Here is a 12,587-nt window from a genome sequence, read left to right as displayed (position 1 = left end):
GGCGCCGGATCAGGCGGAGGCCGCGTCCAGGGCGCCGAGTTCGGCCTCGGTCAGCCGCAGGTCCGCGAGGGCCACGAGGGCCGGGACCTGCTCCGCGGTGCGCGCGGAGGCGATCGGCGCCGCCACCGTGGGCTGCCGGGCGAGCCAGGCGAGGGCGACGGTGGCGGGTTCCGCGCCGTGCGCCGCCGCGACCTCCTCCAGCGCGGCGACGACCCGCGCGCCGCGCTCGCTGTCGGCGTACCCCCCGGCGAGGCCCGGCACGTCCCGTACGTACCGTCCGCTCTCGCCCGGCTTGTACTTGCCGGTGAGGAAACCGGAGGCGAGGGCGAAGTACGGGACGCAGGCCAGCCCCTCGCGCACGGCGATGTCGCGGCGCTCGCCCTCGTAGGTGTCGCGCGAGACGAGGTTGTACTGGGGCTGGAGCACCTCGAAGCGCGCCAGGCCCTCGGCGCGGGCGAAGCGCAGCATGGCGTCGAGTCGCGCCGGGGAAATGTTGGAGATCCCGAGCGTCCGTACCTTCCCGGCCCGCACCAGCGCGTCGAAGGCCGTCACGACGTCCTCGACGGGTACGGACTCGTCGTCGAAGTGCGCGTAGTAGAGGTCGACGCGGTCGGTGCCGAGGCGGCGCAGCGAGTCCTCCAGCGCGGCCCGGACGTTGGCGGGGGCGAGGCCCTTGCGCGCGGGGTGGTCGCCGACCTTCGTGGCGACGACGATGTCGTCCCGGTCGCCGCGCGCGGCGAGCCAGGCGGCGATGATCCGCTCGGACTGTCCCGGCTCGTTCCCGGGGAACTGGTACATGTACGAATCGGCGGTGTCCACGAAGTTCCCGCCCGCCGCGGCGTAGGCGTCGAGCACGGCGAAGGATTCCGCGCGGTCGGCCGTCCAGCCGAAGACGTTCCCGCCCAGGCACAGGGGGGCGACGGAGAAATCGGACGTTCCCAGCTTCTCGTGATCAGACATGTCTTCATCAAACAGGCGAGCGCCTTCGCGGCCGGGGGCTCCGGCGGTGCACACCGCGCTGCCCCCGGGCACCCGTCACGGGCGGGCCGCGCTGCCCGCACGTACCGGTCGCGGGCGGGCCGCGCTGCCCGCACGGACCCGCCGCACCGCCCCCGCGTTCCCGCCGCGTCCGTAGAGCGCGCGCGCCGCGCGGCCGCTCGCCCGCCGTACGTGACCAAGGGCACTAAGCGTTCGCTCAGCCCACCTGATAGGACAGAACCGCGCGCGGCACCCGCCGCGGGCGGCGTGGCCGCGCGGGCCACGCGGCAGACGCGACAGAAACGGAGCCGCACATGGGCGAGACCCGCGGTGTGAAGTTCCCCCAGGACGTCCTCGACCGCTTCGGCAGCCTCGGCGTCGACCTCCCCGCCTACTTCTCGGCGGGCCACCTGGGCACCCGAATGGGCATCGAGGTCCTCGAAGCCGCCCCCGAGAAGGTCGTCGGCACCATGCCCGTCGAGGGCAACACGCAGCCCTACGGCCTCCTGCACGGCGGGGCCTCCGCCGTGCTCGCCGAGACCCTCGGCTCCGTCGGCGCCATGCTCCACGGCGGCCCGGAGAAGGTCGCCGTCGGCGTGGACCTCAACTGCACCCACCACCGCGGCCTCTCCAGCGGCCACGTCACCGGCACGGCGACCCCCGTGCACCGGGGCCGCTCCACCGCCACGTACGAGATCGTCATCACCGACGAGAGCGGCCGACGCGTCTGCTCGGCCCGCCTGACCTGTCTCCTGCGCGACGCTCCGCAACCCCCCGCGACCGCCTGAGCGTTCACCACCGCCACGGCGGGGCCCACCCCAACACCGGGTGCGGGCCCCGCCGTTCGCATTCCCGCACCCGCTCACCGGACACACCCGCGCCGGCCCGCTGCCCGCGAGGCCCTTCCTGGTGCCCGTACCACACCCGCCGCCCGTCACGTTGCGTAACACGCACGCAATACGGCCCGCACACCCCGTTCACGCACCAAAACGACCCCCAACCGCCACCGGGGGCACCAGGGGACAGACCGCCGCCAGCACCAAAACCCCTCGAAGTTACTTACACATGCAGGGAGTTCTCAGAATGTGGAGCAAACCCCCACCACCGCCGACCTCCCGCGACCTTCTCGCATAACAAGACAGTCACATCCTGTCCGCTCCCCACCCCACACCCCTTCACCTGCGCTTAGAGTCACGGCCAGTCACCATTACGCCGGGCGGCAGCACCCCGAGCACCACCGCACCACAACGCACCACCGTCCTGCCCGGCGCGATCGACACGGCACCTCCAGCGAGGAGGCCGCGCCAGGGAAAGGACCCATCCGTGCGACACCGTTCCTTGCTCATCCTCACCACCGTCCTCACCACAGGGGCACTCACCCTCAGCGCCTGCGGCTCCCGCGACGACGACTCCGGCGACGACAAGGGCGGTTCGAACGGCGGCAAGAAGACCACCGTCGTCATCGGCGTCGACGCCCCCATCACCGGCGACCTCTCCGCCCTCGGCCTCGGCATCCGCAACTCCGCCGAACTCGCCACCAAGATCGCCAACAAGCAGGACCTCGTCCCGGGCGTCAGCTTCAAGATCCAGGCCCTCGACGACCAGGCCCAGCCCACCATCGGCCAGCAGAACGCCACCAAGTTCATCGGCAACAAGGACGTCCTCGGCGTCGTCGGCCCGCTGAACTCCAACGTCTCGCAGTCGATGCAGAAGCCCTTCAACGACGCGAAGCTCACCCAGGTCTCCCCCGCCAACACCGGCACCGAGCTGACCCAGGGCGACAACTGGAAGAGCGGCGACAAGAAGCGCCCCTTCGCCTCCTTCTTCCGCACCGCGACGACCGACCAGATCCAGGGCTCCTTCGCCGCCAAGTACCTCCACGACACGGCGAAGATCGACAAGGTCTACCTGATCGACGACCAGAAGACCTACGGCGCCGGGCTCGCCGCCTCCTTCAAGGACACCTTCACCAAGCTCGGCGGCAAGATCGTCGGCGCCGACCACATCAACCCCGACGACCGCGACTTCAACTCCGTGGTCGCCAAGGTCAAGAAGACCGGCGCCAAGGCCGTCTACTACGGCGGCGAATACCCCGCCGCCGGCCCCCTGAGCCAGCAGCTCAAGGACAGCGGCGCCAAGATCCCCCTCATGGGCGGCGACGGCATCTACGCCGCCGACTTCATCAAGCTCAACAAGAAGGCCCAGGGCGACCTCGCCACCTCCGTCGGCGCCCCCGTGGAACAGCTCGACTCCGCCAAGAAGTTCATCTCGGACTACGACGCGGCCGGCTACAAGGAGGGCTACGAGGCCTACGGCGGCGGCACCTACGACGCCGCCTGGTCCATCATCGAGGCCGTCAAGAAGGTCGCCGCCGACAACGACGGCAAGCTCCCCTCCGACGCCCGCGCCAAGGTCCTCGAAGCGATGAGCACCGTCAAGTTCTCCGGCGTCACCGGCGACATCTCCTTCGACGAGTACGGCGACACCACCAACACGATGATGACCGCCTACCAGGTCACGGGCGGCAAGTGGGTGCCCAAGAAGAGCGAGGTCTACAAGCCGTGACCCGCTGAGGGCCCCACCCACGGCCCCGAGCGCCCGTCACCCCGCCCCACCGCCCGGCACCGGGCACCCCACACACGCCGCGCGGGATGCACACAGCGTCCCCCGCGGCGCACCCTTATCCGACCACTCCACGGAGGCCCTGCGGTGCACGAACTGCCGCAACAGCTGGCCAATGGACTCATCCTCGGCGCGATGTACGGACTCATCGCGATCGGCTACACGATGGTCTACGGCATTGTCCAGCTCATCAACTTCGCCCACGGCGAGATATTCATGATCGGAGGATTCGGCGCCTACACCGTCTGGACCGTCCTCCCCGACGGCTCCTCACTCGGCGCCGTCATCCCCCTCATGATCCTCGGCGGCATCCTCTGCTCCGTCCTCGTGGGCACCGCGGCGGAACGCTTCGCCTACCGCCCCCTGCGCGGCGCCCCCCGCCTCGCCCCCCTCATCACCGCCATCGGGCTCTCCCTCTTCCTCCAGCAACTCGTCTGGGCCTTCTACCCCGACGCCAAGTCCGACATCTCCTTCCCCCAGTTCCACGGCGACCCCTTCCACGTCCTCGGCGCCACCGTGCAGCGCGGCGACCTCTTCGTCATCATCGCCGCCCCCGTCTGCATGATCGCCCTCGGCTGGTTCGTCAACCGCACCCGCTCCGGACGCGGGATGCAGGCCACCGCCCAGGACCCCGACACCGCCAAACTCATGGGCATCAACACCGACCGCATCATCGTCATGGCCTTCGCCATCGGTGCCGCGTTCGCCGCCGTCGGCGCCGTCGGCTACGGCCTGCACAACGGCCAGATCGGCTTCCGCATGGGCTTCATCATGGGCCTCAAAGCCTTCACCGCCGCCGTACTCGGCGGCATCGGCAACCTCTACGGAGCCATGCTCGGCGGCCTCGTCCTCGGCATCGCCGAATCCCTCGCCACCGGCTACATGGGCGACGTCCCCGGCATGGACCTCTTCGGCGGCGGCGCCTGGAAGGACGTCTGGGCCTTCGTGCTCCTCATCGTCGTCCTCCTCATCAGGCCCCAGGGACTCCTGGGCGAACGCGTCGCGGACAGGGCGTGAACACCATGACCGACAACCGCCTGCTCAAACTCCCCGCCCCCGCCGCCCGCTACGGCACCCTCGCGGGCGCCCTCATCGCCTTCGCCGGCACCTTCCTCTCCTGGACCTACACCGAGGAATTCCCCGGCAACCTCACCGTCAACGGCTATCCCGGCGGCCTCCAGCTCATCACCCTCACCGGAGCCCTCCTCACCGCACTCCTCGCCCTCGCCGCCCTCGGCACCCCCGGACTGCGCTGGCTCACCCCCGGCGGCCCGCACAGCGCCGTACGCCTCATGGCCCTCGGCACCTTCGCCGCCACCCTCTACACCGTCATCGCGATCGCCGTCGAACTCGACGGCCTCATCGCCCTCGACCCCGGCGCCTGGATCTCCCTCGTCGGCTCCCTCGCCGCCCTCGCCGCCGCCTTCGGCCTCCCCGACGACACCCCCTACGACCCCCAGCCCGGCGACACCGCGCTGAACCGCCTCACCCACACCCTCAAGGCCCCCGCCCCCCGCGCACCGAGCCGCACCCTCCCCGCCTGGGCCGACATCCTCCTCATCGCCGTCACCTTCGGACTCGCCCTCTACGTCTTCACGTACGGCATCGACATCGACAGCGCCAACTCCGAACTCTTCATCGGCTACCTCATCCTCGTCGCGCTCGGCGCCCTCTCCCTGGCACGCGCCGGACTCTTCCGCCGCCTCGCCGTCCTCACCGCACGCCACCGCGCCGTCAGCCTCGCCGCGATGTTCGTCGCCGCGATCTGCTTCCCCTTCACCCAGGACAACGACACCTACGCGCTCATCGGGACCAACATCCTGATCTTCGCCACCGTCGCCCTCGGCCTCAACGTCGTCGTCGGCCTCGCCGGACTCCTCGACCTCGGATACGTCGCCTTCCTCGGCGTCGGCGCCTACACCGCCGCCCTCGTCTCCGGCTCCCCCCAGTCCAGCATCGGCGTCCACTTCCCCTTCCCGCTCGCCGTCCTCACCGGCGCCGCCGTCTCCCTCGTCTTCGGCGTCGTCATCGGCGCACCCACCCTGCGACTGCGCGGCGACTACCTCGCCATCGTCACCCTGGGATTCGGAGAGATCTTCCGGATCACCATGAACAACCTCAACGGCAACAGCGGCCCCGACCTCGTCAACGGCTCCCAGGGCGTCCCCAACATCCCCGACCTCGAACTCTTCGGGTTCAAGTTCGGCGAGGCCCACGACGTCCTCGGCCTCCCCCTCGGCAGGTCCGGCAACTACTTCCTGCTGATGCTCCTGTTCACCGCGATCGTCCTCCTCGTCTTCCACCGCTCCGGACAGTCCCGCATCGGCCGCGCCTGGGTCGCCATCCGCGAGGACGAGACCGCCGCCTCCGCCATGGGCATCAACGGCTTCCGCCTCAAACTCCTCGCCTTCGCCCTCGGCGCCACCCTCGCCGGGCTCGCCGGGACCGTCCAGGCCCACGTCAACTACAGCGTCACCCCCGAGCAGTACCAGTTCGCCGGAACCGCCCCGCCCAACTCCGCCTTCCTCATCGCCGCCGTCATCCTCGGCGGCATGGGCACCATCACCGGCCCCCTCATCGGCGCCGCCCTGCTCTTCCTCATCCCGGAGAAGCTCGAATTCATGCAGAAGTACCAGCTTCTGCTCTTCGGCCTCGCCCTCATCCTCCTCATGCGCCTGCGCCCCGAGGGCATCGTCCCCGACCGCCGCAAACAGCTCGAATTCCACGAGAACGACCAACTCGCCGTGCCGGAACAGCGCCTCGACGGGGACGACACCCCCGAAGCCGCCGGCGTCACCAAAGCGGGGGCCTGACCACCATGACCACCACCGAGCACACCCCCGCCCCCACCGGCACCGCCGTCCTCGAAGCCACCGGCGTCACCATGCGCTTCGGCGGCCTCACCGCCGTACGCGACGTCTCCCTCACCGTCAACACCGGCGAGATCGTCGGCCTCATCGGCCCCAACGGCGCCGGGAAGACCACCTTCTTCAACTGCCTCACCGGCCTCTACGTCCCCACCGAGGGCCGCGTCGCCTACAAAGGCACCACCCTCCCGCCCAAACCCCACCTCGTCACCAAGGCCGGCATCGCCCGCACCTTCCAGAACATCCGGCTCTTCGCCAACATGACCGTCCTGGAGAACGTCCTCGTCGGCCGCCACACCCGCACCCGCGAAGGGCTCTTCTCCGCCCTCCTGCGCGGCCCCGGGTTCCAGCGCGCCGAGGCCGCCTCCACCGCACGCGCCATGGAACTCCTGGAATTCATCGGACTCGCCCACAAGGCCGAACACCTCTCGCGCAACCTCCCCTACGGCGAACAGCGCAAGCTGGAGATCGCCCGCGCCCTCGCCAGCGACCCCGGCCTCCTCCTCCTCGACGAACCCACCGCCGGGATGAACCCCCAGGAGACCCGCGCCACCGAGGAACTCGTCTTCGCCATCCGCGAGCAGGGCACCGCCGTCCTCGTCATCGAGCACGACATGCGGTTCATCTTCAACCTCAGCGACCGCGTCGCCGTCCTCGTCCAGGGACAGAAACTCCTCGAAGGCACCCCCGAGGTCGTCCAGGCCGACGAACGCGTCATCGCCGCCTACCTCGGCACCCCCATGGACACCGCCCCCGAGGACGAGGCCCTCGCCGAGGTCCAGGCCGCCGAAGCCGCCGCCACGAAGAAAGACACCCCCCGGAACACGAAGGAGGACGGCAAGTGACCGCGCTCCTCGAAGTCGACAACCTCCGCGTCGCCTACGGCAAGATCGAAGCCGTCAAAGGCATCAGCTTCACCGTCGAGGCCGGACAGGTCGTCACCCTCATCGGCACCAACGGCGCCGGCAAGACCACGACCCTGCGCACCCTCAGCGGACTCCTCAAACCCCTCGCCGGCACCGTCACCTTCGACGGACAACCGCTCCACAAGTACCGCGCGGACCAGATCGTCGCCCTCGGCCTCGCCCACTCCCCCGAAGGCCGGCACATCTTCCCCCGCATGACCATCGAGGACAACCTCCGCCTCGGCGCCTTCCTCCGCAAGGACACCGAAGGCATCACCAAGGACATCCAGCACGCCTACGACCTCTTCCCCATCCTCGGGGAACGCCGCAGGCAAGCGGCCGGCACCCTCTCCGGCGGCGAACAGCAGATGCTCGCCATGGGCCGCGCCCTCATGTCCAAGCCGAAGCTCCTCATGCTCGACGAACCCTCCATGGGCCTCTCGCCGATCATGATGCAGAAGATCATGACGACCATCACCGAACTGCGCGAACAGGGCACCACCATCCTGCTCGTCGAACAGAACGCGCAGGCCGCGCTCTCCCTCGCCGACCAGGCCCACGTCATGGAGATCGGCTCGATCGTGCTCAGCGGCACGGGCTCCGACCTGCTCCACGACGAGTCCGTCCGCAAGGCCTACCTCGGCGAGGACTGACCCGTCCCGCCGACGGACACGACGAAGGGGCGCCCACCACACGGTGAGCGCCCCTTCCGCCTGCACGGCCCGGCGGCTACGCGTCCTTCTGCTCCTTCGCCGCCTTCTTCTCCGCGGCGTCCTCGATCACGGCCTCCGCCACCTGCCGCATCGACATCCGCCGGTCCATCGACGTCTTCTGGATCCACCGGAACGCCGCTGGCTCGCTCAGCCCGTACTCGGTCTGGAGCACCGACTTCGCCCGGTCCACCAGCTTCCGCGTCTCCAGCCGCTGCGAGAGGTCCTCGACCTCCTTCTCCAGCGCCCGCAACTCCGTGAACCGCGAGACCGCCATCTCGATCGCCGGGACGACATCGCTCTTGCTGAACGGCTTCACCAGGTACGCCATCGCCCCGGCGTCCCGCGCCCGCTCCACGAGGTCGCGCTGCGAGAACGCGGTGAGCATGAGGACGGGGGCGATCGACTCCTCGGCGATCTTCTCGGCGGCCGAGATACCGTCCAGCACGGGCATCTTCACGTCCAGGATGACCAGGTCGGGCTGGTGCTCGCGCGCCAGCTCCACCGCCTGCTGGCCGTCCCCGGCCTCCCCGACGACGGTGTACCCCTCCTCCTCCAGCATCTCCTTGAGATCGAGCCGGATGAGCGCCTCGTCCTCGGCGATGACGACACGGGTGGTGAGGGGCGGCACATGCGACGACTCGCCGTGGGCGGCGGCAGCGGCGGTGGACGACTCGGGCTCGGGGGCGCTCACGGGGGCTCCTCTATAGGGCAGGGGACTGCTGGAAACAGGGTACCTACGTGGGGTAGCCTTACGGCCAGTGGGGCGAGGGAGCCTTCGACCCATAAGCCCCGGTAGTCCAATTGGTGAGAGACAATGGATTCAAAACCCATCCAGTGTCGGTTCGAGTCCGACCCGGGGTACGTTTCTCGCTGAGCGAAACCCGATCGAGGTTCACTCGATCGGGTTTTTTCGTGCCTTTTTCCTTTTCACCGGCCTCGGGCACCGCATTGTCTTTCCCATGTACGCCCGAGCAGTCCGCATCCACGCCCTGGCCCTCGTCGGCCAAGGCCACAGCCTCAATTCCGTGAGCAGACGGACCGGGATATCCCGCTCCACGATCCGGAGTTGGCGCGACGGGATCGAGCCGGTACGGGCGGTGGCGACCTGTTGCCGCTGCCAGGACCTGCCCGCCGCGCCGCCCGCCCCCGCCGCGTACTCCTACCTGCTCGGCCTCTACCTGGGCGACGGCTGCCTCAGCCGCTCCGCCAAGGGCGTCCACACCCTCCGCATCGCCTGTGCCGACGCCTGGCCCGGTCTCCAGGACGCGTGCGAGGCGGCCCTTGGCGCCGTGCTCCCGCACAACAGTGTGTGGCGCACGCCGTGTGCGGGCTGCACCGCCGTCTCCAGCAGCAGCAAACACTGGGCCTGCCTCTTCCCCCAGCACGGCCCGGGAAAGAAACACGACCGCAGGATCGGGCTGGCCGACTGGCAACAGGACGTCGTCACCGCATTCCCCTGGGAATTCGTGCGCGGCCTTGTCCATTCCGACGGCTGCCGCGTCACCAACTGGACCGTTCGGACGGTGAACGGGGAACCGAAGCGGTACGAATACCCGCGCTACTTCTTCACCAACAAGTCAGCGGATATCCGGGGCCTTTACTGCGACGCTCTCGACCGGCTGGGCGTCGCGTGGAAAGCGGCCAACCGGTACAACATCTCCGTCGCCCGCAAAGCCTCCGTCGCACTCATGGACATCCACATCGGTCCCAAGTACTGAGACGAGTACCGGGACGGCGGTCGGGGCGGGCGGCCGGGGAGGGCGGCGGAAAAGGTGACCGCGGGTGAGGCCGTCCCCTCCTCGCCGTCCGCCGTTACTTCGGGGCGTCGTCCTCGCCGACGTGGTGGACCCGTACCAGGTTCGTCGTGCCCGCCACTCCCGGAGGGGAGCCGGCCGTGATGACGACGACGTCGCCCCGCTCGCAGCGGCCGAGCTTGAGGAGCATGTCGTCCACCTGCTCGACCATCGCGTCCGTGGAGTCCACGTGCGGCCCGAGGAACGTCTCCACGCCCCAGGACAGGTTGAGTTGCGCGCGGGTGGCCGGGTCCGGCGTGAAGGCCAGGAGCGGGATCGGGGAGCGGTAGCGGCTCAGGCGGCGGACCGTGTCGCCGGACTGCGTGAAGGCGACGAGGAAGCGGGCGCCGAGGAAGTCGCCCATCTCGGCCGCCGCGCGGGCGACGGCTCCGCCCTGGGTGCGGGGCTTGTTGCGGTCGGTGAGGGGCGGCAGGCCCTTGTCGAGGATCTCCTCCTCGGCCGCTTCCACGATGCGGCCCATGGTGCGCACGGTCTCGACGGCGTACTTGCCGACGCTGGTCTCGCCGGAGAGCATCACAGCGTCGGTGCCGTCGATGACGGCGTTGGCGACGTCGGAGGCTTCGGCGCGGGTCGGGCGGCTGTTCTCGATCATGGAGTCGAGCATCTGGGTGGCGACGATGACCGGCTTGGCGTTGCGCTTGGCGAGCTTGACGGCCCGCTTCTGCACGAGCGGCACGGCTTCGAGGGGCATTTCGACGCCGAGGTCGCCGCGGGCGACCATGATGCCGTCGAAGGCGTCGACGATCTCCTCGATGTTCTCGACGGCCTGCGGTTTCTCGACCTTGGCGATGACAGGGAGGCGGCGGCCTTCCTCGCGCATGACGCGGTGGACGTCCACGATGTCGCGGGCGCTGCGCACGAAGCTGAGGGCGATGACGTCGGCGCCGGTGCGCAGGGCCCAGCGGAGGTCTTCGATGTCCTTCTCGGAGAGGGCGGGGACGGAGACGGCGACGCCGGGGAGGTTGAGGCCCTTGTGGTCGGAGACCATGCCGCCCTCGAGGACGGTGGTACGGACGCGGGGGCCTTCGACGGCGGTGACCTGGAGGCAGACCTTGCCGTCGTCGACGAGGACGCGTTCGCCGGAGGTGACGTCGGCGGCGAGTCCGGCGTAGGTGGTGCCGCAGCTGGTGCGGTCGCCGAGGTGGCCGTCCTCGGTGGTGATGGTGAAGGTGTCGCCGCGTTCAAGGAGTACGGGGCCTTCGCGGAAGCGGCCGAGGCGGATCTTCGGTCCTTGAAGGTCGGCAAGGATGCCGACGCTGCGGCCGGTCTCCTCGGCGGCTTCGCGGACGCGGTGGTAGCGCTCCTCGTGTTCGGCGTAGCTGCCGTGGCTGAGGTTGAAGCGGGCCACGTCCATTCCGGCTTCGACCAGGGCTTTGATCTGGTCGTAGGAGTCGGTGGCGGGGCCCAGGGTGCAGACGATTTTCGCTCGGCGCATGGTGCGAGCCTAGGGCTTACCGGCGGGTAGGGGGCTGGGGGGTGGTGACGAGTCAACGGCCGTCGGGTGTATGGGATTTGACAAATATTGAATGAGCGGGCGCTCTCTCCGATGAGCGGTGTCGCGGGGAGGGGGCGGCGGTGGCGCTGGGTGCGGCGCCGGCCGGGGCGGAGGAGGGCGGGCGGGGCGGGGAGCCGCGCCGGTACGCGTTTCCGTACTCGGGACGACGGATCTGCGCGGCAATGCGATGAACTGGGATTATTTCACCGATAAGGAGTACGACGACGCGCAGCACAATGACGTGGGGCTCGCGAAGATCTCGGCGCGGGGGAAGCGGTTGCGGCGGGAGAAGGGCCGGGGGAACACGCTGCTGATCGACGCGGGCGACACGGCCCAGGGACGCGGTTGTCGTACTACTACGCGCGGGTCGATCCGATCACGGCGCGGCGGGGTCCGGTGCACCCGATGGCGAGGGCGATGAACGCGATCGGGTACGAGGCGGCGGCGCTGGGGAACCACGAGTTCCACTACGGGATCGAGGTGCTGCGGAAGTTCGAGGCGCAGTGTGCTTTCCCGTTGCTGGGGGCGAACGCGGTGGACGCGCGTTCGGGGCGTCCGGCGTTCCGTCCGTACGTGATGAAGCGGCTGCGGACGCCGCAGGGGCGGGAGGTGCGGGTGGCGGTGCCCGGGCTGACGAATCCGGGGATCGCGATCTGGGACAAGGTGAAAGTGCGGGGGAAGCTTCGGTTCCCGGGGCTGGAGGAGCAGGCGGCGCACTGGGTGCCGAAGCCGCGGTCGATGGGCGCGGACGTGGTGCGGGTGGCGGCGCGTTCGGGGGCTGACGGTTCTTCGTCGTGGGGTGATCAGTTGCCGTACGTGGAGAACGCTTCGGCGCGGGTGCCGGGGGATCGACGCGATTCTGGTGGGGCACGCGCATGTGGAGATCCCGGAGCGGCGGGTGGTGAACGCGAACGAGGTGGAGGAGGACGTGCGGATCGCGCGGTTGCGCGCGAGGGAGCACCGGGAGGTGGTGGCGTACGTGAATCAGGTGATCGGTTCGTCGGTGGTGGGGATGTCGACGGCGGAGGGGACGTTCAAGGACGTTCCGATGGTCGATCTGGTCAATCATGTGCGGGCGGGGACGGTGCGGGGGGTGGGGACGGTCGGTCCGGCGGAGTTCGCGGCGGTGGGGTGGCGGCTGGTGCGGGAGGGGGTGCCGGTGTTCTGAGGCGGGTGGGTGTGTGCGGCCCCCG

At 69.6% G+C, this 12,587-nt stretch carries 10 protein-coding genes, 1 tRNA gene and 1 pseudogene; 9 read left to right on the top strand and 3 right to left on the bottom strand.

Features of this window, described 5'->3' with window-relative positions; translation table 11 throughout:
* Positions 1–9: 9 nt before the first annotated feature.
* Positions 10–960, bottom strand: a complete 951-nt coding sequence (locus SSBG_RS23340) for an aldo/keto reductase (RefSeq protein ID WP_008748531.1) — start codon at positions 958–960, stop codon at positions 10–12.
* A 332-nt stretch (positions 961–1,292) separates the two neighbouring features.
* Here SSBG_RS23340 and SSBG_RS23335 point away from each other — a divergent pair, with 332 nt between their 5' ends.
* The 6 genes from SSBG_RS23335 (at position 1,293) to SSBG_RS23310 (ending at position 8,025) form a co-directional block, all read left to right on the top strand.
* Complete coding sequence (locus SSBG_RS23335; protein WP_008748530.1) at positions 1,293–1,766, top strand: PaaI family thioesterase; 474 nt, start codon at positions 1,293–1,295, stop codon at positions 1,764–1,766.
* A 550-nt stretch (positions 1,767–2,316) separates the two neighbouring features.
* Complete coding sequence (locus tag SSBG_RS23330; RefSeq protein WP_008748529.1) at positions 2,317–3,543, top strand: branched-chain amino acid ABC transporter substrate-binding protein; 1,227 nt, start codon at positions 2,317–2,319, stop codon at positions 3,541–3,543.
* A gap of 144 nt (positions 3,544–3,687) precedes the next feature.
* Positions 3,688–4,617: a branched-chain amino acid ABC transporter permease gene (locus tag SSBG_RS23325; protein WP_008748528.1), complete on the top strand. Its 930-nt coding sequence runs from the start codon at positions 3,688–3,690 to the stop codon at positions 4,615–4,617.
* Positions 4,618–4,622: 5 nt separating this feature from the next.
* The gene (locus SSBG_RS23320) at positions 4,623–6,413 is read left to right on the top strand and encodes a branched-chain amino acid ABC transporter permease (RefSeq protein WP_037871828.1); all 1,791 of its coding nucleotides are present in this window, start codon (positions 4,623–4,625) and stop codon (positions 6,411–6,413) included.
* 5 nt (positions 6,414–6,418) lie between these two features.
* Positions 6,419–7,312, top strand: coding sequence for an ABC transporter ATP-binding protein (locus tag SSBG_RS23315; RefSeq protein ID WP_008748526.1), 894 nt, complete (start codon positions 6,419–6,421; stop codon positions 7,310–7,312).
* Positions 7,309–8,025, top strand: coding sequence for an ABC transporter ATP-binding protein (locus SSBG_RS23310; protein ID WP_008748525.1), 717 nt, complete (start codon positions 7,309–7,311; stop codon positions 8,023–8,025). Before SSBG_RS23315 ends, SSBG_RS23310 begins: the two co-directional genes overlap by 4 nt.
* Positions 8,026–8,101: 76 nt before the next feature.
* Here SSBG_RS23310 and SSBG_RS23305 read toward each other — a convergent pair whose 3' ends face one another.
* The gene (locus SSBG_RS23305) at positions 8,102–8,776 is read right to left on the bottom strand and encodes an ANTAR domain-containing response regulator (RefSeq protein ID WP_008748524.1); all 675 of its coding nucleotides are present in this window, start codon (positions 8,774–8,776) and stop codon (positions 8,102–8,104) included.
* Between the two features lie 95 nt (positions 8,777–8,871).
* Between SSBG_RS23305 and SSBG_RS23300 the strand changes: the two genes are divergently transcribed.
* Positions 8,872–8,946 (top strand) — tRNA-Leu (locus tag SSBG_RS23300).
* Positions 8,947–9,044: 98 nt separating this feature from the next.
* Positions 9,045–9,803 carry a helix-turn-helix domain-containing protein gene (locus SSBG_RS23295; protein ID WP_008748523.1) on the top strand — a complete coding sequence of 253 codons (759 nt, stop codon included), beginning with the start codon at positions 9,045–9,047 and terminating at the stop codon, positions 9,801–9,803.
* Positions 9,804–9,897: 94 nt separating this feature from the next.
* Here the strand turns inward: SSBG_RS23295 and pyk are convergent, their stop codons facing one another.
* Positions 9,898–11,334, bottom strand: coding sequence for a pyruvate kinase (gene pyk / locus SSBG_RS23290; protein ID WP_008748522.1), 1,437 nt, complete (start codon positions 11,332–11,334; stop codon positions 9,898–9,900).
* A gap of 118 nt (positions 11,335–11,452) precedes the next feature.
* Here pyk and SSBG_RS23285 point away from each other — a divergent pair.
* Positions 11,453–12,508 (top strand): annotated as a pseudogene (locus SSBG_RS23285) (metallophosphoesterase); the annotation flags it as partial.
* Positions 12,509–12,587: the final 79 nt, after the last annotated feature.

Source organism: Streptomyces sp. SPB074, from assembly GCF_000154905.1.
Classification (GTDB): Bacteria; Actinomycetota; Actinomycetes; order Streptomycetales; family Streptomycetaceae; genus Streptomyces.
This window is presented reverse-complemented; position numbering and strand designations above follow the sequence as displayed.

Excerpts from the sequence above, each read along its gene's own strand:
- SSBG_RS23340 (WP_008748531.1), bottom strand. The coding sequence starts at position 960 with ATGTCTGATCACGAGAAGCTGGGAACGTCCGATTTCTCCGTCGCCCCC.
- SSBG_RS23335 (WP_008748530.1), top strand. The coding sequence starts at position 1,293 with ATGGGCGAGACCCGCGGTGTGAAGTTCCCCCAGGACGTCCTCGACCGC.
- SSBG_RS23320 (WP_037871828.1), top strand. The coding sequence starts at position 4,623 with ATGACCGACAACCGCCTGCTCAAACTCCCCGCCCCCGCCGCCCGCTAC.
- SSBG_RS23315 (WP_008748526.1), top strand. The coding sequence starts at position 6,419 with ATGACCACCACCGAGCACACCCCCGCCCCCACCGGCACCGCCGTCCTC.
- SSBG_RS23295 (WP_008748523.1), top strand. The coding sequence starts at position 9,045 with ATGTACGCCCGAGCAGTCCGCATCCACGCCCTGGCCCTCGTCGGCCAA.
- pyk (WP_008748522.1), bottom strand. The coding sequence starts at position 11,334 with ATGCGCCGAGCGAAAATCGTCTGCACCCTGGGCCCCGCCACCGACTCC.